The sequence below is a fragment of the Streptomyces sp. FH025 genome (genome assembly GCF_017427025.1).
In the GTDB taxonomy this organism is placed as follows: Bacteria; Actinomycetota; Actinomycetes; order Streptomycetales; family Streptomycetaceae; genus Kitasatospora.
The window spans coordinates 1-18,478 of record NZ_JAFLNG010000080.1; the positions used below are offsets into that span (position 1 = coordinate 1).

Consider the following 18,478-nt stretch of genomic DNA (forward strand, 5'->3'; position numbering starts at 1 on the left):
TGCGGGCGCCGGCCACGTACGTGCCGTTGGTGCTGCCGTGGTCGTCCAGTTGCCAACCGCTGCCGTTGAAGCTGATGGTCCCGTGCTGCCAGGAGACCCTGGCGTCCTCGAACGAGAAGTCCGACTGCGGGTTGCGCCCGATGGTGTAGGACCGCCCGGGCTCCAGAGTCCGCTGCTGTCCGTTGATCTCGATGACGAGTTGCGGCACTGCTCGCCTGCCCCGCTCTCTCGGTTCCCCCGAATTGTGGCCCCCGACCGGGGGCGCACTGTTCCTCTGACTGACGGGGGGAATCATTCCAGCCACCGGTCGGCCGGTGAAAGTCACCCCGGGTGACTGTGACCAGGCTGCTACGGATCCGGGCACCGCCGCGTCCCGCGTCGGAGGTGTCCCGCGTCGTGGGACGGGTGCCCTGGGGTCGGCGGCCGGCGGGTAGCGTGGGAGGCACCATGAACGCATCGCCCTTGGCCGCTGAGCCCCTCCCCGCCGCCCAGCCCCGGACCGCGGACTCGCGCACCCTGCTCGTCAAGGTGTTCGGCAAGGACCGCCCCGGCATCACCGCCGGCCTCTTCGCGACTCTCGCCGGCTTCGGCGTCGACGTGATCGACATCGAGCAGGTCGTCACCCGTGGCCGCATCACGCTGTGCGCCCTGGTCACCCCGCCCTCCGCGCCCGGCGCCGAGGGCGGCCTGCGCGCCACCGTCCACCGTTGGGCGGAGGAGCAGAAGCTCCAGGCCGAGATCCTCTCCGGCATCGGCGACAACCGGCCGCGCCGCGAGGGCCGTTCGCACGTCACGGTGCTCGGCAACCCGCTGACCGCCTCCGCCGTCTCCGCGCTCACCTCCCGGATCACCGCGGCGGGCGGCAACATCGACCGTGTCTTCCGACTCGCCAAGTACCCGGTGACGGCCGTCGAACTGGCCGTCTCGGGTGTGGCCACCGAGGAGCTGCGCGCCGAGCTGGCCTCGGAGGCGGCCGCCCAGCGGGTGGACGTCGCGGTGGTGGCGGCCGGGCTGGAGCGCCGGGCCAAGCGGCTGGTGGTGATGGACGTGGACTCCACGCTCATCCAGGACGAGGTGATCGAGCTGTTCGCCGCCCACGCGGGCTGCGAGGAGCAGGTGGCCGAGGTGACGGCGGCGGCGATGCGCGGCGAGCTGGACTTCGCCGAGTCGCTGCGCGCCCGGGTGAAGCTGCTGGCGGGGCTGGACGCCTCGGTGACGGAGAAGGTCCGCGCGGAGGTCCGGCTCACCCCGGGCGCGCGCACCCTGATCCGTACGCTGCAGCGCCTGGGCTTCCAGGTCGCGGTGGTCTCCGGCGGGTTCACCCAGGTCACCGACCACCTGGTGGAACTGCTGGGGCTGGACTTCGCGGCCGCCAACACCCTGGAGGTGGTGGACGGGAAGTTCACCGGCCGGGTGGTCGGCGAGATCGTGGACCGCGCCGGCAAGGCCCGCTGGCTGGCCCGCTTCGCCGAGCTCGCGAAGGTGCCGCTGGAGCAGACGGTGGCGATCGGCGACGGCGCCAACGACCTGGACATGCTGAACGCGGCCGGGCTCGGGGTGGCCTTCAACGCCAAGCCGGTGGTGCGCGAGGCCGCCGACACCGCGGTGAACGTGCCGTTCCTGGACACCGTGCTGTACCTGCTGGGCATCACCCGCGAGGAGGTCGAGGCGGCCGACGTGCTGGACGGCACCCCGACCGAGTAGGGCCTGTGGAAGCAACCGAGGGGCGTGCGGATCCGATCCGCACGCCCCTCGCTGACGTTCCGGAGGTCGGCCCTACGGACCGGATTCCGGCCCTCGCGTACGGCCCCCCGTCCCGTGGGACCGGAGCTCAGTCCTGCGGCGTGTGGTACGAGACCAGCTCCGCCACACCCGGCTCGACGCCCTTCCAGGAGCCGGAGAAGCTGAGCACCGCGATCGCCGCCGTCGGGAAGCCGCCCAGGCGCAGCCGCTCCAGCGCGTCCCGGTCGCCGGCGTCCCCGGCCAGCACCTGGGTCAGGCCCAGCACGCCGGGGTTGTGGCCGACCAGCACCACGTCCGCGTACTCCTCCGGGGTCTCCTGGAGGACGGCGATGATCTCGCCCGGGCTGGCCTCGTAGATCCGCTCCTCGTACACCGTCCTGCGGGCGCGCTTGGGCAGCTCGTGCGCGGCCAGCTTCCACGTCTCGCGGGTGCGCAGCGCGGTGGAGCAGAGCACGAAGTCGGGGTTGATGCCGGAGTCGGCCAGCCAGCGGCCGGCGTCCGGGGCCTGGTTGCGGCCCCGGTCGGCCAGCGGCCGCTCGTGGTCGTCCACACCGTTCGGCCAGTCGGCCTTGGCGTGGCGGAGAACGATGATCCTGCGGGGCGTGTCGGCGCTCATACCCAGCAAGCTTGGCAGAAAAGCCGCCCGGGGGCGCGACGCCCCCGTCCGCCGCCACTCCCGGGGGCGGCGGGTGCCATCGCGCTCCGTTCACCGGAGCACCACCGGGAGTACGGCAGCGGGAGTACGGCGGCGGTGCGACGACGGCGGGGCGACGCGCGGGCGGCCGCGGTCAGCCGATCGAGTCGGCGAAGCTGGCGATGATCGCCACCAACACCACGATGCCGGCGATGGCCAGGGCGATACGGCCGAGCTGCTTGCGGCCGTCGGTCGGATTGGGGTCGAGAACGGGCATGTCGGGATTCTCCCACCCCGAACACGCCCGTCCCACGCTGGCCCCGCCGCCTTGGCCAGGCCTTGACCTTCCCGGTCAGGCCTTGGCCCGCGCCGCCTCCGGGTGGACGGCCTCGTCCTCGATGTGCCGGGCCCGCGCGGCGCGCAGGCCGAACAGCATCTGCGGCACCAGCAGCAGCGCCAGGAAGCCCAGCGGCCAGTACCACTCACCGGTGATCTGGTAGATCCGGCCGATCAGGATCGGGCCCGGGATGGAGATCAGGTAGCCGACGCCCTGGGCGAAGGCGGACAGCTGCGCCACCCCGCCCGCGGTCCGGGCGCGCAGCCCGATCATGGTCAGCACCAGCGGGAAGGCGCAGTTGGACAGGCCCACCAGGACCGCCCAGACCCACGCGCCCCCGGCCGGGGCGAGCGCCAGGCCGGCGTACCCGGCGATGCCGCAGGAGGCCAGCACGACCACGAAGAGCCGCTGGTCGCCGCGCCGCGCGGCCAGGTTGGGCAGGACGAAGGAGACCGGCACGCCGATCACCATGGTGACCGCGAGCAGCACCCCGGAGGTGCCCTTGTCGATGCCGGCGTCCTGGAAGATCTTCGGCAGCCAGCCCATCACCACGTACGCGCCGGTGGCCTGGAGGCCGAAGAAGCAGGACAGCGCCCAGGCCGTACGGCTGCGGGTGATCGGCAGCTTGGCCGGGGCGGCGCCGCCGCCCGCCCGCTCGCCGCGCTCGCGCTTGGCGATCAACACCGGCAGCCAGAGCACCAGGGCGAGCGCGCCGAGGGCGGCCCAGATGCCCAGGCCGTAGCGCCAGTCGCCGCCGAGCGCGCTGGTCAGCGGCACGGCGACGGCGGCGGCCAGCGCGGTGCCGGCGGACAGTGCCATGGAGTACAGGCCGATCATCGGACCGACCTTCTCCGGGAAGTACCGCTTGATCACCACGGGCAGCAGCACGTTGGAGACCGCCACCCCGGCCAGCGCGAGCGCGGTCAGCAGCAGGAACACCGCCGTGCCGCCGGCGAAGGAGCGGGCCAGCACGCCCGCGGTGATCGCGCCCATGCCGGCCGTGATCACCGCGATCGGGCCGATCCGGCGGGCCGCCGCGGGCGCGGCGAAGCCGAACAGCGCGAAGCACAGCGAGGGGACGGCGGTGAGCAGCCCGGCGAGCGTCGGGTTCATCCCGAGGTCGGCGCGGACCTGGTCGAGCAGCGGCCCGAGGCTGGTCACCACGGGGCGCAGGTTGAAGGCGGCGGCGGCGATCGCGACGGCGAAGAGCCAGCCGAGGTACTTGGCGGACTGGGAGGGCCGCTCGGTCTGCGGCCGGGCCTCGGTTCGTGGGGAGGCGGTGGTGTCTGCTGCGGGAGGCATGGGCACCATCATAGAATGATGGGATGAATTGATGCATCCTGGAATTGGCATGATGTGCCCACCGTTCATCCACCGGCCACCCACCCTCAGGGCCCACCCGACCCGTAGCCGCAAGGAGTCCCCGTGGCGCTGTCCTCGCCGAGGCGCACCCCGCTGTCCGACCAGGTGATCGCGCAGCTGCGCGCCCAGATCACCTCCGGGGAGTGGCCCGTCGGCTCGCGCATCCCCACCGAGGCCGCTCTGGTCGAGGAGCTGGGCGTGGCCCGCAACACCGTCCGCGAGGCCGTCCGCGCCCTCGCCCACAACGGGCTGCTCGACATCCGGCAGGGCTCCGGCACGTACGTCCTGGCCACCAGCGAGCTGGCCGGGGTGATGCACCGCCGCTTCGCCGACGCCGAGCAGGAGCAGGTCGCCGAGCTGCGGGCGACGCTGGAGACCTCCGCCGCGGGCCTGGCGGCCCTCCGCCGCACCGAGCGCGACCTCGACCTGCTGGACGCCGCGCTCGCCCGCCGCGAGAGCGCCTGGCACTCCGGCGACGCCGAGGACTTTGTCCAGGCCGACGCCGCCTTCCACCAGGCCGTGGTCGCCGCCGCCCACAACGACGTGCTGCTCGCCGTGTACGCGGACCTCGGCGAGGTCACCCGCGAGCACCTGCGCAACGACGTCGGCCCCGAGCTGATCGCCGAGCGCTACATCGGCCACGCCGCCATCCGGGACGCCATCCGGGACGGCGACGCCCAGCGCGCCTCGCTGGAGGCCGGCCGCGCCATCGGCGCCTGCGCCACCGCGGACGCGTAGGGCTTCACGGAAACGCCGCTGCCCGGCACCCCCGCGGAGGGGGTGCCGGGCAGCGGCGTCGCGGCGGGTCAGGCGCCGATGGCGTGCAGACCGCCGTCGACGTGGATGATCTCGCCGGTGGTCTTCGGGAACCAGTCCGACAGCAGCGCGACGATGCCGCGACCGGCCGGCTCCGGGTCGCTCAGGTCCCACTTCAGCGGGGAGCGGTGGTTCCAGGTGTCGGCCAGGTCGCCGAAGCCCGGGATGGACTTGGCGGCCATCGAGCCCAGCGGACCGGCGGAGACCAGGTTGCAGCGGATGTCCCGCTCGCCCAGGTAGCGCGCCAGGTAGCGGTTGGTCGCCTCCAGGGCGGCCTTGGCCGGGCCCATCCAGTCGTACTGCGGCCAGGCGAACTGCGCGTCGAAGGTCAGGCCGACCACCGAGCCGCCGTCCTGCATCAGCGGCAGCAGCGCCATCGTCAGCGACTTCAGCGAGTACGCCGAGACGTGCATCGCGGTGGCCACGGACTCCCACGGGGTGTCCAGGAAGTTGCCGCCCAGCGCGTCCTGCGGCGCGAAGCCGATCGAGTGGACGATGCCGTCCAGGGTCGGCAGGTGCTCGCGGACCTGGTCGGCGATGCCGGCCAGCTGCTCCGGGTTGGAGACGTCCAGCTCCAGCACCTTGACCGGGTGCGGCAGCTTCTTGGCGATCCGCTCGGTCAGGGTCGGGCGCGGGAAGGCGGTGAGGATGACCTCCGCGCCCTGCTCCTGGGCGAGCTTGGCGGCGTGGAACGCGATGGAGGACTCCATCAGCACGCCGGTGATCAGGATCCGCTTGCCTTCGAGGATTCCACTCATGATCAGTGACCCATGCCCAATCCGCCGTCGACGGGAATGACGGCTCCGGTGATGTACGCGGCCTCGTCCGACCCGAGGAACCGCACGGTGGAGGCGACCTCGGCGGGCGCCGCGTAGCGGCCCAGCGGCACGCCCGAGACGATCTCCGCGCGGCGCTCGTCGGTGAGCACGGCGGTCATGTCGGTGTCCACGAAGCCGGGAGCCACCACGTTGACGGTGATGTTGCGCGGGCCGAGCTCGCGCGCCAGCGACCGGGCGAAGCCGACCAGGCCGGCCTTGGAGGCGGCGTAGTTGGCCTGGCCCGGCGAGCCGGACAGGCCCACCACGGAGGAGATCAGCACGACACGGCCCTTCCTGGCACGCATCATCAGCTTCGACGCGCGCTTGACCACCCGGAAGGTGCCGGTCAGGTTGGTGTCCACGACGGAGGTGAAGTCCTCCTCGGACATCCGCAGCAGCAGGGTGTCGTTGGTGATGCCCGCGTTGGCGACCAGCACCTCGACCGCGCCGTGCTTCTGCTCGATCTCGGTGAAGGCGGCGTCGACCTGCGCGGCGTCCGTGATGTCACAGCGCACCGCGAGGACGCCGTACTCGGCCAGCGCCTCCGGCACCTCGCCCGAGCGGCTGGTGATGGCCACCTTGTCGCCCGCTTCGGCGAAGGCCTGGGCGATCGCGAGGCCGATGCCCCGGTTTCCTCCGGTGACGAGAACCGAGCGGCTCAACGGTCCACCTCTCTCCGTGTGTGAGCACGTACGCCGAAATGCGTACGCACTGTGACGCTATCGGGCGGTCGACGGCGGCGGCGCATCGGGCTCCCACAGCGCCGCACCGGAGGAACTGTCGCAATCCGACAATCCGCACCACCCGCACCCGGCCCCCGCCGCAGGTGCTCCGCAGGCCACGGCGCCCGCGCGATCAGAGCGACTGTACGGGAACAACACGGGCGGGCGCGCCCGTTGCCCCCGTGGTGCAGGCTGCCCCGGGACCGGCCGTACCGACCCCCGATGCGTCCCGGCGAGTCAACGAAGGCAGGGCGCATGAGCAAGGCACGGCCCGGGAGCACCCACCGACGCGGACGGCTGCTCGCGCTGACCGCCCTGGCCGCGGGCCTGGGCGCGGCCGCCTGGTCGCTGCGCGACCTGCCCGCGGCGTTCGGGCGGCGCCCGGACGGCGAGCGCGAGGAGCGGGTGCGCGACTCGCCGCAGTACCGCGACGGCGTCTTCCACAACGCGCCCTCGACGCTCGCCCGCACCGCCGACGCCCCCGGCGTCGACCCGGCCACCGTCCGCCGGATGCTGTTCGAGCGGGCCGGCCGCGTCCCCGCGCACCCGGTGCCCACCGTCCGTCCCGACACCACGCCCGGCCCGGCCGCCGAGGGCGTCGAGGTCACCTGGTACGGGCACGCCTCCGCGCTGGTCGAGATCGAGGGCTCCCGCGTCCTGCTCGACCCGATCTGGAGCGACCGCTGCTCCCCCGCCGCCCACGTCGGCCCCAAGCGGCTGCACCCGGTGCCGGTCGAGCTGGAGGAGCTGCCGCCGGTCGACGCCGTGCTGATCTCGCACGACCACTACGACCACCTCGACATGGCCACCGTCAAGCGCCTGGTGCGCAGCCAGTCCGCGCCCTTCGCGGTGCCGCTCGGCATCGGCGGCCACCTGCGCCGCTGGGGCGTCCCCGAGCACCGGATCATCGAGCTGGACTGGGACGAGACCTGCACCCTGGGCGAGCTGGTGCTCACCCTCACCTCCGCGCACCACTTCTCCGGCCGCGGCCTGACCCGCAACACCACCCTGTGGGGCTCCTGGGTGATCGCCGGCCCCAGCCGCAAGGTCTTCTACACCGGCGACTCCGGCTACTTCGAGGGCTACGCCCGGATCGGCGAGCGGCACGGCCCCTTCGACGCCGCGCTGGTGCAGATCGGCGCCTACGACGAGGCCTGGTCGGACATCCACATGACCCCCGAGGACGCCGTCCTCGCCCACCGCGACCTCCGGGCCGGGCTGCTGGTGCCGGTCCACTGGTGCACCTTCAACCTGGGCCTGCACCCGTGGGCCGAACCGGTCGAACGACTGCTCAAGGAGGCCAAGGTCCAGGCCGTCCCGCTGGCCGTTCCACGCCCCGGCGAGCGGGTCGACGTGGACAACCCGCCGGAGCTGGACGGCTGGTGGGAGTCCGTCTCCTGAGGTGAACGGGCGGTCCGGAGACGGCGGCGCACCGGCCGGAACGCGACGGCCGAAACCGCGGCGCACCGGTCGAAATGCGCTGGCCGGAAACCCGGTGGACGGGAAATGATGCGGTGCGGACGCCCCTGTGGCTCCGCACCGTCACCCTCCGCGACCTGGGAGCCCGATTGCCTCCGATCCCTCCGGCCGACAGCGCCGGCGCCCCGCACGGACGCGCCGTCGACCCGCTGTTCCTCGCCCTCCCGCTGCGCCCCCTCGCCGACGCCGCCCTCACCCGGGCCCGCGAACTCGGCGCGAGCCACGCCGACTTCCGCCTGGAGCGGGTCCGCAGCGCCTCCTGGCGGCTGCGCGACGCCCGCCCGGCCGGCACCTCCGACAGCGTCCAACTCGGCTTCGCCGTCCGGGTGCTGCTGGACGGCGCCTGGGGCTTCGCCGCCGGGGTCGACCTCACCCCCGGCGCCGCCGCGAAGGTCGCCGAGCAGGCCGTCGCGGTGGCCCGCCTCTCCGGCGGCATCAGCCGGGCGGCCGGCTCCACCGAGCGGGTCGAGCTGGCCGACGAGCCGGTGCACCGGGACGTCACCTGGGTCTCCGCGTACGAGATCAACCCCTTCGAGGTGCCGGACGCCGAGAAGACCGCCCTGCTCGCCGAGCGCAGCTCCCGGCTGCTGGCCGCCGCCGGCGTCTCGCACGTCCAGGCGGCCCTGCGGACCGTCCAGGAGAACAAGTTCTACGCGGACACCGCCGGCACCATGACCACCCAGCAGCGGATCCGGGTCTACTCCGACCTGGAGGCCACCTCGGTCGACGAGCGCACCGGCGCCTTCGACTCGATGATGACCCTGGCGCCGCCGGTCGGGCGCGGCTGGGAGTTCGTCGCGGGATCGGGCTGGGACTGGGACGCCGAACTCGCCGAACTGCCCGGCCTGTTGGCCGAGAAGATGAAGGCCCCCAGCGTCGAACCGGGCCGCTACGACCTGGTCATCCACCCGTCCAACCTCTGGCTCACCATCCACGAGTCGATCGGCCACGCCACCGAACTGGACCGCGCGCTCGGCTACGAGGCCGCCTACGCCGGCACCTCCTTCGCCACCTTCGACCAGCTCGGCACCCTCCGGTACGGCTCCGAGCTGATGCACGTCACCGGTGACCGCACCGCCGAGCACGGCCTGTCCACCATCGGCTACGACGACGAGGGCGTGGCCACCCAGTCCTGGGACCTGATCAAGGACGGAGTCCTGGTCGGCTACCAACTCGACCGCGGCATCGCCAAGTCGAAGGGCTTCGAGCGCTCCAACGGCTGCGCCTTCGCGGACTCCCCCGCCCACGTCCCGGTGCAGCGGATGGCCAACGTCTCGCTCCAGCCCGCCGCCGACGGCCCGGACACCGAGGGCCTGATCGCCGGGGTGGAGAACGGCCTGTACATCGTGGGCGACCGTTCGTGGTCAATCGATCAGCAGCGCTACAACTTCCAATTCACCGGCCAGCGCGCCTACGCCATCAGGAACGGCGAACTCGCCGGCCAGGTGAAGGACTTCGCCTACCAGGCCACCACCACCGATTTCTGGGGCTCGATGGCGGCCGTCGGCGGCCCGCAGACCTACGTCCTCGGCGGCGCCTTCAACTGCGGCAAGGCGCAGCCCGGCCAGATCGCGGCGGTCAGCCACGGCTGCCCGTCGGCGCTGTTCCGCAACGTCAACGTGCTCAACACCCAGCAGGAGGCGGGTCACTGATGACCGCGACGCAGCCCCACGAACTCGTCGAGCTGGCGCTCGGCCTCTCCCGCGCCGACGGCTGCGTGGTGATCGCCGACGAGGAGTCCACCGCCAACCTGCGCTGGGCCGGCAACTCCCTGACCACCAACGGCGTCACCCGCGGCCGCCGCCTCACCGTGATCGCCACCGTGGCCGGCGCCGAGGGCACCGCCTCCGGCGTGGTCTCCCGCGAGGCCGTCACCGCCGAGGAGGTCGAGGGCCTGGTGCGGGCCGCCGAGGAGGCAGCCCGCGCGGCCGGCCCGGCCGAGGACGCCCAGCCGCTGATCGCCGACCGGCCGCCGTCCCCGGACTTCACCCGGCCGCCCGCGGAGACCTCCATCGAGGTGTTCGACGCCTTCGGCCCGGCCCTCGGCGAGGCCTTCGCCCGCGCCACCGAGCGGGGCGAGCTGCTGTACGGCTTCGCCCGGCACGAGATCACCACCAGCTACCTGGGCAGCTCCACCGGCCTGCGGCTGCGCCACGAGCAGCCCACCGGCACGGTCGAGCTCAACGCCAAGACCGCCGACCTCACCGGCTCGGCCTGGGTCGGCGCCGCCACCCGGGACTTCACCGACGTGGACGTGCCCGCCCTGCACGACGAGCTGACCAAGCGCCTCGGCTGGGGCGCCCGCAAGGTCGACCTGCCCGCCGGGCGGTACGAGACGCTGCTGCCGCCCTCGGCCGTCGCCGACCTGATGGTCTACCTCCACTGGTCCTCCGGCGGCCGGGACGCCCACGAGGGCCGGACGGTCTTCTCCAAGCCCGGCGGGGGGACCCGGATCGGCGACAAGCTCTCCGGCCTGCCGCTGACGCTGCGCGCCGACCCGCACGAGGACGGCCTGGAGGCCGCGCCGTTCGTGCTGGCGCACGCCACCGGCGGCGACGTCTCGGTCTTCGACAACGGCGCGCCGATCCCCGCCACCGAGTGGATCCGCGAGGGCGTGCTGACCGACCTGGTCACCAGCCGCCACGCGGCCGCCCTCACCGGCCTGCCGGTGCGCCCGTCGATCGACAACCTGGTGCTGGAGACGGCCGACCAGGAGTCGGCGCCGACCCTGGACGAGATGATCGCCCGCACCGAGCGCGGCCTGCTGCTCACCTGCCTCTGGTACATCCGCGAGGTGGACCCGGCGACGCTGCTGCTCACCGGCCTCACCCGGGACGGCGTGTACCTGGTGGAGAACGGCGAAGTGGTCGGCGCGGTCAACAACTTCCGGTTCAACGAGTCCCCGGTCGACCTGCTCGGCCGGATCACCGAGGTGGGCCGCACCGAGCGCTGCCTGCCCCGCGAGTGGAACGACTGGTTCACCCGCACCGCGATGCCACCCGTGCGTGTCGCGGACTTCAACATGAGTTCGGTCAGCCAGGCCTCATAGCCCGCTGACCAACGGGGGATACGAGAGACATGATGGACGAGAAGCGGCTGGTCAAGGCGAGCAGGATGCTGTCACGCGTCCTGCGGCACGAGCCGGAACTGGTGGGGGTCACGCTGGACGGGTCCGGCTGGGTCCGGATCGACGTACTGCTGGCCGCCCTGAGAGCCGAGGGCAGACCGCTCACCAGGGCGGAGCTCGACCACGTCGTGGCCACCAACAACAAGCGCCGCTTCGGCTACTCGCCGGACGGTCTCTCGATCCGCGCCAACCAGGGCCACACGGTGGCGGTCGACCTCGGTCTGGCCGCCACCGCGCCGCCGCCCGTGCTCTACCACGGCACCGCGGACCGCCACTTGGCGTCGATCTTCCGCGAGGGCCTGCGCCCGATGGCCCGCCAGGACGTGCACCTGTCGGCGGACACCGAGACGGCGACCCGGGTCGGCGCCCGGCACGGCCGCCCGGTCGTGCTGACCGTGAACGCGGCCGCGATGGCGGCGGCCGGCCACCGGTTCCGGCTCAGCGACAACGGCGTCTGGCTCACCGACGCCGTCCCCCCGCAGTACCTCTCCCGCCGCTCCTGACGCCGGACGGCCCTCCTACCACGCCCGACCGGGTGGGCCCGGCCCACCCGGTCTCGTCGTTCCCGCCGCCCGGGCGTACCGTGAGGAGGCCGCGCGGCCGGTCGCGCGGGTGCGTGGACGAGGGCGGTAGGACACATGGGCAAGAGCGCCGAGGGCGGACAGGTCTTCCGGATCACGGGGGCCCGCAGCAGCCTCACCGAGGACGTCCGGGGGCGCCAGCGCCGCTACGTCATCTCGATGCTGCTCCGCACGCTCTGCGTGCTGCTCGCGGTGGTGCTGTGGGACGTCCAGCGCTGGCTGGCCTTCGCGGCGCTGGCGGGCGCCGTGCTGCTGCCGTACTTCGCGGTGCTCATCGCCAACGCGGGCCGGGAGCGGGCGCCCGGTCTGCCGAGCACCTTCGACATCCCGCACGACACCCCGCTGATGCTCGGCCCCGGTGGTACGGGTGGGGCTGGTGCGGCTGCCGGTACAGGACAGGCAAAGGCCTCCGGCGCCGAAACCGCACAGGACGTGAACTGACTGTCCCTTTCAGGCCGGTTGAGCCCGGATCACCTCACCGAAAGCTCAAAAGAAGCTCAGATTAATCATGCAAGACCTCCCCATCCGAGGGTCTTGGCGTGACATACTGCGTACGCGCTCCGCATCCCCCGTCGGAGCGACGGACCGACGCCGGGCGGCTCCCCCCGTGGCTGCCCGGCGTCGCCATGCCCAGAACGTGATGGGCGAGCCTGACGGGCGGGGCCGGCCGGTGAAACCGGCGTGGGAGACTGGCGGTGACGACGAACCCGCCGAGCGCTGAGGACGGCCCGATGGACACCCCGCAGACCCCGATCTGCTCCGCCAAGGGCTGCCGGGCGGACGCCCACTGGGTGCTGGTGTGGAACAACCCCAAGCTGCACACCCCGGACCGCCGCAAGACCTGGCTCGCCTGCGAGGAGCACCGCGAGCACCTGTCCCAGTTCCTGGGCGTGCGCGGCTTCCTCAAGGAGGTCGTCGCGCTCGCCGACTGGACCCCCGAGGCCGACCAGCCGGCCTGACCCGCCCAGCCGTCCGGCCGCCTAGCCGCCGATCGAGGACATCGGCCGGTCGGGCTGGTGGAACTCCGGCTGGTCGATCCCGGCCCCGGCCTTCTTGCCCCACATCGCCGCCCGCCACAGCGCGGCCAGCTCCGCGTCGTCCGCCCCCTCGCGCAGGGCGGTGCGCAGGTCGGTCTCCCCGGTCGCGAACAGGCAGTTGCGCACCTGACCGTCGGCGGTCAGCCTGGTCCGGTCGCAGGCCCGGCAGAACGGCCGGGTCACCGAGGCGATCACGCCGACCCGGCCCGGCCCGCCGTCCACCAGCCAGCGCTCGGCCGGCGCCGCGCCCCGACGCGCGGACGGTTCCGGGGTGAGCGCGAAGCGGGCCCGCAGCAGGTCCAGGATCTCCGCCGCGGTGACCATCGCCGAGCGGTCCCAGCCGTGCTGGGCGTCCAGCGGCATCTGCTCGATGAAGCGCGGCTCGTAACCCCGCTCCAGGCACCAGGCCAGCAGGTCGGCGGCCTCGTGGTCGTTGACCCCGCGCATCAGCACCGCGTTCAGCTTCACCGGCGCCAGCCCGGCGGCCTCGGCGGCGGCCAGCCCGTCCAGGACGTCCTGGTGGCGCCGGCGGCGGGTGAGGGTGAAGAACACCTCGGGGTCGAGGGTGTCCAGCGAGACGTTGATCCGGTCGAGCCCGGCCTCGCGCAGCGCCGTCGCGGTGCGGGCCAGCCCGATGCCGTTGGTGGTCAGCGACAGCTCGGGGCGCGGCTCCAGCTCCGCGCAGGCGGCGACGACGGCGACCAGCCCGGGGCGCAGCAGCGGCTCGCCGCCGGTGAAGCGGACCTCGCGCACGCCCAGGTCGCGTACGGCCAGGGTGACCAGCCGGACGATCTCCTCGTCGGTCAGCAGGTCGGGCTTGGCCAGCCACTGGAGGCCTTCCTCCGGCATGCAGTAGGTGCACCGGAGGTTGCACCGGTCGGTCAGGGAGACCCGCAGGTCGACGGCCTGTCGTCCGAAGGTGTCGAGCAGCACGTGCGTCCCTTCCCGAATGGTGGCCGGCCCGGCCACCATCGCGGCGGGCCGGGCCAGCATAGTCATGCGAGGACGATCAGTGGGCGCCCAGCCCGGTGAGCGACCGGACCTCCAGTTCAGCGTACTTCGCCGGGTCGGGACGCTCCTTGGACAGCAGGGTGCCGAGCCAGCCGGCCAGGAAACCGATCGGGATGGAGACCAGGCCGGGGTTCTCCAGCGGGAACCAGTGGAAGTCGGAGTTTGGGAAGAGCGAGTTCTTCCCGCCGGACAGCACCGGGGAGAAGACCACCAGGACCACCGAGCTGATCAGGCCCGCGTAGACCGAGCTGACCGCGCCGACGGTGGTGAAGCGCTTCCAGAACAGCGAGTAGAGCAGGGTCGGCAGGTTCGCCGAGGCGGCCACCGCGAAGGCGAGTGCGACCAGGGCGGCGGTGCTGAGCTTGCCCGCGTAGAGGCTGAGCACGACGGCGATCACGCCGATCGCCATGGCCGCCCACTTCGCCGACATCACCTCCTCCCGCTCGCTCGCCTTCCCGCGCCGGATCACGTTGGCATACAGGTCGTGCGCGAAGGAGGCCGAGGAGGCGAGGGTGAGTCCGGCGACCACGGCGAGGATGGTGGCGAAGGCGACCGCCGAGATCACCGCGAGCATGATCGCCCCGCCGGTGGTGCCGGCCCCGCCGCCGAGCTGCTCGGCGAGCAGCGGCGCCGCGGTGTTCCCCGACGGCGTCTTGCCCTCGACGGCCACCATGCCGCTCCTGCCGACCAGCGCCGCCGCGCCGAACCCGAGCGCCAGGGTCATCAGGTAGAAGACGCCGATGATGCCGATCGCCCAGAGCACCGACTTCCGGGCCGCCTTGGCGGTGGGGACGGTGTAGAAGCGGACCAGGATGTGCGGCAGGCCGGCGGTGCCGAGCACCAGCGCGATCCCCAGGCTGAGGAAGTCGAGCTTGGAGGTGTTGGTGGCCCCGTACTTCAGCCCCGGTTCGAGGAAGGCCGCGCCCTTGCCGCTGGCGGAGGAGGCCGCGCCGAGCAGTTCCGAGGGGTTGAAGTGGTACTTGGCCAGCACCAGGACGGTCATCAGCGCGGCACCGATGATCAGCAGCACCGCCTTGACGATCTGCACCCAGGTGGTGCCCTTCATCCCGCCTATGACCACGTAGACGATCATCAGCGTGCCCACCCCGAGGATGGTCCAGCGCTTGGCCCCGTCCCCGGTGGCCCCGAGCAGCAGGGCGACCAGCGCTCCGGCGCCGACCATCTGGGCGAGCAGGTAGAAGATCGACACCACGATGGTGGACACGCCCGCCGCGGTGCGCACCGGGCGCTGGCGCATCCGGAAGGCGAGCACGTCCGCCATGGTGAAGCGGCCGGAGTTGCGCAGCGGTTCGGCGATCAGCAGCAGCGCGACCAGCCAGGCGACCAGGAAGCCGATCGAGTAGAGGAAGCCGTCGTAGCCGGCCAGGGCGATGGTGCCGGCGATGCCGAGGAAGGAGGCGGCGGACATGTAGTCGCCGGAGATGGCCAGGCCGTTCTGGAAGCCGGTGAAGCCGCGGCCGCCGGCGTAGAAGTCGGCGGCGCTGCGGTTCTGCCTCCCGGCCCAGAGCGTGATGGCCAGGGTGGCCAGCACGAACAGCCCGAACAGCGTCATCGTCAGGACGCGGTGCTCGGTGGCGGAGCTGGCGAGCGGCATCATTCGGCGGACTCCCGGGGGGCGTGGACGACGGCGCCGTGGGCCTCGCGGATCGCGGTGGCGGACGGGTCGATCCGCCGCTCCGCGTAGCGGGCGTACCAGGCGGCGATGGCGAAGGTGGTGACGAACTGGAGGAGTCCGAGCACCAGGGCCACGTTGACGTGCCCGAGGACCTTGGCGCCCATCAGCCCGGGGGCGTAGCAGGAGAGCAGGACGTACAGCAGGTACCAGAGCACGAAGCCGATGGTGACCGGGAAGGCGAAGCTCCGGAACGAGCGCCGCAGGGTACGGAACTCCTGGCTGTCGTCGATGAGTTGGACTTTCGAGGCGTCGGTGGTGATCGGCGGCGAATCCACTCTGTCTCCTCACTGCTTCGGATACGCAGCGTCGCTCCGAAGAGCGAGCAAGTATGAGGTGGTGTCACATTCCGGTGCGCGCCGCGCAATGCTAGGAGCGTCCTGCCCGCCCCGAAAGGGGTTCACTACGATCAGCCGATCGTTCAGCCTCTCGCATCATCCAATTGGCCGAAAATCACCACTCGCACCACTCCCGACACTCGCGCACACATCCGAAAGGGGTGGCACCGACCAACGGTGCCACCCCTTTTGACGATGCGTCAGAATCTCCTCCGACGACGCCGCTTCGAAGGCCTCAGAAGGCGATCCGGACCTTCAGCGCCGAGCGGTCGTCCATCGCCCGGTAGCCGTCCGGCACCCCGTCCAGGTCCACCGTGCGGTCGAAGACCAGGCCCGGCTCGATGGCACCCGACAGGACGTCGGGCAGCAGCTCGGGGATGTACGCCCTGGCCGGCGCGACGCCGCCGTTCAGCGAAACGTTTCGGCCGAACATCTGGCCGATGTCCACGCCCGCGCTGCCACCGTGCGGCACACCCACGTAACCGACCGCGCCACCGTCCCGGGCGATCGAGATGGCCGTACGCATCGACTCCTCGGTCCCCACCGCCTCCAGCACCGCGTGTGCGCCCTGCCCGCCGGTCAGCTCCTTCACCGCCTCGACCGCGGCCTCGCCCCGCTCGGCCACCACGTCCGTCGCCCCGAAGCGCCGGGCCAGCTCCGTCCGGGCGGGGTGCCGGCCCAGCGCGATGATCCGCCCGGCGCCCAGCCGGTGCGCCGCCAGGACTCCGCACAGGCCCACCGCGCCGTCACCGACCACCGCGACCGTCGCCCCCGGGCGCACCCGCGCCGAGACCGCCGCGTGGTGCCCGGTGGCCATCACGTCCGACAGCGCCAGCAGCCCCGGCAGCAGCTTCTCGTCGCCCGCCGCCTCCTTCGGCAGCTTCACCAGCGTCCCGTCCGCGAACGGCACCCGCACCGCCTCGCCCTGGCCGCCGTCCGAACCGACCTGCCCCCAGAACCCGCCGTGCGGGCAGGAGGTCTGGAGGCCTTCGAGACAGAACTCACACACACCGTCCGACCAGACGAACGGCGCCACCACGAGGTCCCCCTTGGCGAAGCCCCGCACCTCGGCGCCGGCCTCCTCGACCACGCCCAGGAACTCGTGCCCGATCCGCTGCCCGGCCACCCGCTGCGCCACCCCCCGGTAGGCCCACAGGTCGCTGCCGCAGATACAGGCGTTCACCACCCGGAGCACCACGTCCGTCGGGTGCTGGATCACCGGGTCCGGTACCTCTTCGATCCGGATGTCGTTGGGGCCGTGAATCACGGTGGCGCGCATGGGTTGTTCCTTACAGAAAACGATCTCGACCAGGTGTACGACGCCCCCGTCGCCCACTCTATTCCGGCCGGTCGGTCGGAACATTCCGGCCGGACCCGACCACCGCGCCCCTTATCCTTTTGGACCATGCGACCGATCCAGCCCGAGACGTACGGCGCGCCGCGGACCATCCCGGTCCCCGCCCAGCGCTCCGCCGCCCCCGCCGAGGGCTTCGCGGTCGTCGACGTCGAGACCACCGGTCTCGGCCGATCCGACCGCGTCATCTCGGCGGGCGTCTACCAGCTGGACCCGGACGGCGAGGTCACCGACCACTGGTACACCCTGGTCAACCCCGAGCGGGACCCGGGCCCGGTCTGGATCCACGGCCTCACCGCCGAGTTGCTCGGCACCGCCCCGACCTTCCCGCAGATCGCCGACGAGTTCGCCGCACGCCTGGCGAACCGCGTCCTGGTCGCGCACAACGCGCTCTTCGACTGGAACATGATCTCCCGCGAGTTCTCCCGGGCCGGCCTGCGCGCCCCGGTCGAGCAGCGGCTGTGCACCATGGTCCTCTCCCGCGACCTGCGCCTGCCGCTGCCCAACGGCAAGCTCGCCTCGCTCGCCGCCCACTTCGGCGTCCAGCAGCGCCACGCCCACAACGCCCTGGACGACGCCCGGGTGCTCGCCGAGGCCTTCCGCCCCAGCCTGCACCTGGCCCGCCAGGCCGGCGTCGCGCTGCCGCTCCAGACCTGCGTCGCGGTCACCGACCTCGGCGAGGACGAGCCCGCCACCCCCGGCCGCGGCAACTGGACCGGCTCCCAGTACCGCCAGGCCAAGAAGCGCCCGCCGTGCCCGTACCCCAACCCGGGGCGCTGGGAGGACGGCAAGCCCCTGGTGCAGGGCATGCGGGTGGCCTTCACCGGCGACACCGCCACCGACCGCGAGGTGCTGGAGGACCGCGCCGCCGAGGCCGGCCTGCACATCGCCACCTCGGTGAGCCGGCTCACCAGCCTGCTGGTCACCAACGAACCGACCAGCTGGAGCGGCAAGGCCCGCAAGGCCCGCGAGGTCGGCACCCCGGTGGTCACCGAGGACGCCTTCCTCCAACTGCTGCGCGAGGTCGCCCCGCACCCCGGTGCGTGAACCGGGTGTGAGGTCGGCGTACCGTTCCCATGTGTACCGTTTTCTGCTGACCCGACAGTGGCTGATCACCATGCTGATCGCGCTGCTGCTGATCCCCGCGACGATCAAGCTGGGCTTCTGGCAGTTGCACCGCCACGAGGCGCGGGTGGCCCGGAACGAGCTGATCGGCAAGGCCCTCACGGCCGCCCCGGTCCCCTTCGACACCCTGTCGCCGACCCCCGGCTTCGCGGTGCCCTCCGGCCTCACCTGGCGCGCCGTGACGGCCACCGGGCAGTACGACCCGGCGCACGAGTTCGTGGTCCGCAAGCGGACGGACTCCAACGGGACCATCGGCTACTTCGTCGTGACCCCCCTCAAGCTCTCCGACGGCAAGGGCAGC

The 18,478-nt window shown here is 72.5% G+C and carries 20 protein-coding genes; 10 read left to right on the forward strand and 10 right to left on the reverse strand.

Features of this window, described 5'->3' with window-relative positions:
* On the reverse strand, positions 1–208 hold a 208-nt coding region (locus J0670_RS39040), incomplete at its 3' end, for an FHA domain-containing protein (protein WP_307806446.1).
* A 239-nt stretch (positions 209–447) separates the two neighbouring features.
* Between J0670_RS39040 and serB the strand changes: the two genes are divergently transcribed.
* Entirely contained in the window at positions 448–1,704 is a 1,257-nt protein-coding gene (serB, locus tag J0670_RS08810; protein ID WP_207810883.1) for a phosphoserine phosphatase SerB, read from the forward strand.
* A 127-nt stretch (positions 1,705–1,831) separates the two neighbouring features.
* On the opposite strand, the gene J0670_RS08815 is transcribed toward serB, so the two are convergent.
* From J0670_RS08815 to J0670_RS08820, 3 genes are all read right to left on the reverse strand, one after another.
* The gene (locus tag J0670_RS08815) at positions 1,832–2,359 is read right to left on the reverse strand and encodes a histidine phosphatase family protein (RefSeq protein WP_207810884.1); all 528 of its coding nucleotides are present in this window, start codon (positions 2,357–2,359) and stop codon (positions 1,832–1,834) included.
* A gap of 172 nt (positions 2,360–2,531) precedes the next feature.
* Positions 2,532–2,654, reverse strand: a complete 123-nt coding sequence (locus J0670_RS39850; protein ID WP_279382968.1) for an SGM_5486 family transporter-associated protein — start codon at positions 2,652–2,654, stop codon at positions 2,532–2,534.
* Positions 2,655–2,729: 75 nt separating this feature from the next.
* Positions 2,730–4,025 (reverse strand): CynX/NimT family MFS transporter, encoded by a 1,296-nt coding sequence (locus tag J0670_RS08820; RefSeq protein WP_374223077.1) that lies wholly within the window; start codon positions 4,023–4,025, stop codon positions 2,730–2,732.
* Positions 4,026–4,139: 114 nt separating this feature from the next.
* On the opposite strand from J0670_RS08820, the gene J0670_RS08825 reads away from it, so the two are divergent.
* Positions 4,140–4,814, forward strand: coding sequence for a FadR/GntR family transcriptional regulator (locus J0670_RS08825; protein WP_207810886.1), 675 nt, complete (start codon positions 4,140–4,142; stop codon positions 4,812–4,814).
* A 68-nt stretch (positions 4,815–4,882) separates the two neighbouring features.
* Here the strand turns inward: J0670_RS08825 and fabI are convergent, their stop codons facing one another.
* Together fabI and fabG are read right to left on the reverse strand one after the other, a co-directional pair.
* The gene (fabI, locus tag J0670_RS08830) at positions 4,883–5,650 is read right to left on the reverse strand and encodes an enoyl-ACP reductase FabI (RefSeq protein ID WP_207810887.1); all 768 of its coding nucleotides are present in this window, start codon (positions 5,648–5,650) and stop codon (positions 4,883–4,885) included.
* 2 nt (positions 5,651–5,652) lie between these two features.
* The gene (fabG, locus tag J0670_RS08835) at positions 5,653–6,372 is read right to left on the reverse strand and encodes a 3-oxoacyl-[acyl-carrier-protein] reductase (RefSeq protein ID WP_207810888.1); all 720 of its coding nucleotides are present in this window, start codon (positions 6,370–6,372) and stop codon (positions 5,653–5,655) included.
* A 315-nt stretch (positions 6,373–6,687) separates the two neighbouring features.
* Between fabG and J0670_RS08840 the strand changes: the two genes are divergently transcribed.
* The 6 genes from J0670_RS08840 to J0670_RS08865 all read left to right on the forward strand — a co-directional run bounded on the left by J0670_RS08840 (position 6,688) and on the right by J0670_RS08865 (position 12,578).
* Positions 6,688–7,833, forward strand: coding sequence for an MBL fold metallo-hydrolase (locus tag J0670_RS08840; protein WP_207810889.1), 1,146 nt, complete (start codon positions 6,688–6,690; stop codon positions 7,831–7,833).
* Positions 7,834–8,009: 176 nt separating this feature from the next.
* The gene (locus tag J0670_RS08845; RefSeq protein ID WP_374223078.1) at positions 8,010–9,563 is read left to right on the forward strand and encodes a TldD/PmbA family protein; all 1,554 of its coding nucleotides are present in this window, start codon (positions 8,010–8,012) and stop codon (positions 9,561–9,563) included.
* Complete coding sequence (locus tag J0670_RS08850; protein WP_207810891.1) at positions 9,563–10,960, forward strand: metallopeptidase TldD-related protein; 1,398 nt, start codon at positions 9,563–9,565, stop codon at positions 10,958–10,960. Before J0670_RS08845 ends, J0670_RS08850 begins: the two co-directional genes overlap by 1 nt.
* Before the next feature lie 32 nt (positions 10,961–10,992).
* Complete coding sequence (locus tag J0670_RS08855; RefSeq protein ID WP_207810898.1) at positions 10,993–11,541, forward strand: RNA 2'-phosphotransferase; 549 nt, start codon at positions 10,993–10,995, stop codon at positions 11,539–11,541.
* Positions 11,542–11,676: 135 nt separating this feature from the next.
* Positions 11,677–12,060 (forward strand): DUF3099 domain-containing protein, encoded by a 384-nt coding sequence (locus J0670_RS08860; RefSeq protein WP_207810892.1) that lies wholly within the window; start codon positions 11,677–11,679, stop codon positions 12,058–12,060.
* A gap of 290 nt (positions 12,061–12,350) precedes the next feature.
* Positions 12,351–12,578 carry a hypothetical protein gene (locus J0670_RS08865; RefSeq protein WP_196951025.1) on the forward strand — a complete coding sequence of 76 codons (228 nt, stop codon included), beginning with the start codon at positions 12,351–12,353 and terminating at the stop codon, positions 12,576–12,578.
* A gap of 21 nt (positions 12,579–12,599) precedes the next feature.
* Here J0670_RS08865 and moaA read toward each other — a convergent pair whose 3' ends face one another.
* The 4 genes from moaA to J0670_RS08885 all read right to left on the reverse strand — a co-directional run bounded on the left by moaA (position 12,600) and on the right by J0670_RS08885 (position 16,977).
* Entirely contained in the window at positions 12,600–13,589 is a 990-nt protein-coding gene (gene moaA, locus J0670_RS08870; RefSeq protein WP_307806447.1) for a GTP 3',8-cyclase MoaA, read from the reverse strand.
* A gap of 76 nt (positions 13,590–13,665) precedes the next feature.
* Positions 13,666–15,285: a cation acetate symporter gene (locus J0670_RS08875; protein ID WP_207810893.1), complete on the reverse strand. Its 1,620-nt coding sequence runs from the start codon at positions 15,283–15,285 to the stop codon at positions 13,666–13,668.
* The gene (locus J0670_RS08880) at positions 15,282–15,638 is read right to left on the reverse strand and encodes a DUF485 domain-containing protein (protein WP_207810894.1); all 357 of its coding nucleotides are present in this window, start codon (positions 15,636–15,638) and stop codon (positions 15,282–15,284) included. The genes J0670_RS08875 and J0670_RS08880 overlap by 4 nt, the downstream gene beginning before the upstream one ends.
* A gap of 295 nt (positions 15,639–15,933) precedes the next feature.
* The gene (locus tag J0670_RS08885) at positions 15,934–16,977 is read right to left on the reverse strand and encodes a zinc-dependent alcohol dehydrogenase family protein (protein WP_207810895.1); all 1,044 of its coding nucleotides are present in this window, start codon (positions 16,975–16,977) and stop codon (positions 15,934–15,936) included.
* Between the two features lie 126 nt (positions 16,978–17,103).
* Here J0670_RS08885 and J0670_RS08890 point away from each other — a divergent pair, with 126 nt between their 5' ends.
* The gene (locus J0670_RS08890; RefSeq protein WP_207810896.1) at positions 17,104–18,099 is read left to right on the forward strand and encodes a DEDDh family exonuclease; all 996 of its coding nucleotides are present in this window, start codon (positions 17,104–17,106) and stop codon (positions 18,097–18,099) included.
* Between the two features lie 31 nt (positions 18,100–18,130).
* The coding region (locus J0670_RS08895) for an SURF1 family protein (protein ID WP_207810897.1) at positions 18,131–18,478 on the forward strand (348 nt) is incomplete at its 3' end.

Coding starts and splice junctions, on each gene's coding strand:
- serB (WP_207810883.1), top strand. CDS start 448: ATGAACGCATCGCCCTTGGCCGCTGAGCCCCTCCCCGCCGCCCAGCCC.
- J0670_RS08815 (WP_207810884.1), bottom strand. CDS start 2,359: ATGAGCGCCGACACGCCCCGCAGGATCATCGTTCTCCGCCACGCCAAG.
- J0670_RS39850 (WP_279382968.1), bottom strand. CDS start 2,654: ATGCCCGTTCTCGACCCCAATCCGACCGACGGCCGCAAGCAGCTCGGC.
- J0670_RS08820 (WP_374223077.1), bottom strand. CDS start 4,025: ATGGTGCCCATGCCTCCCGCAGCAGACACCACCGCCTCCCCACGAACC.
- fabI (WP_207810887.1), bottom strand. CDS start 5,650: ATGAGTGGAATCCTCGAAGGCAAGCGGATCCTGATCACCGGCGTGCTG.
- J0670_RS08840 (WP_207810889.1), top strand. CDS start 6,688: ATGAGCAAGGCACGGCCCGGGAGCACCCACCGACGCGGACGGCTGCTC.
- J0670_RS08850 (WP_207810891.1), top strand. CDS start 9,563: ATGACCGCGACGCAGCCCCACGAACTCGTCGAGCTGGCGCTCGGCCTC.
- J0670_RS08855 (WP_207810898.1), top strand. CDS start 10,993: ATGGACGAGAAGCGGCTGGTCAAGGCGAGCAGGATGCTGTCACGCGTC.
- J0670_RS08860 (WP_207810892.1), top strand. CDS start 11,677: ATGGGCAAGAGCGCCGAGGGCGGACAGGTCTTCCGGATCACGGGGGCC.
- J0670_RS08865 (WP_196951025.1), top strand. CDS start 12,351: ATGGACACCCCGCAGACCCCGATCTGCTCCGCCAAGGGCTGCCGGGCG.
- J0670_RS08875 (WP_207810893.1), bottom strand. CDS start 15,285: ATGATGCCGCTCGCCAGCTCCGCCACCGAGCACCGCGTCCTGACGATG.
- J0670_RS08885 (WP_207810895.1), bottom strand. CDS start 16,977: ATGCGCGCCACCGTGATTCACGGCCCCAACGACATCCGGATCGAAGAG.
- J0670_RS08890 (WP_207810896.1), top strand. CDS start 17,104: ATGCGACCGATCCAGCCCGAGACGTACGGCGCGCCGCGGACCATCCCG.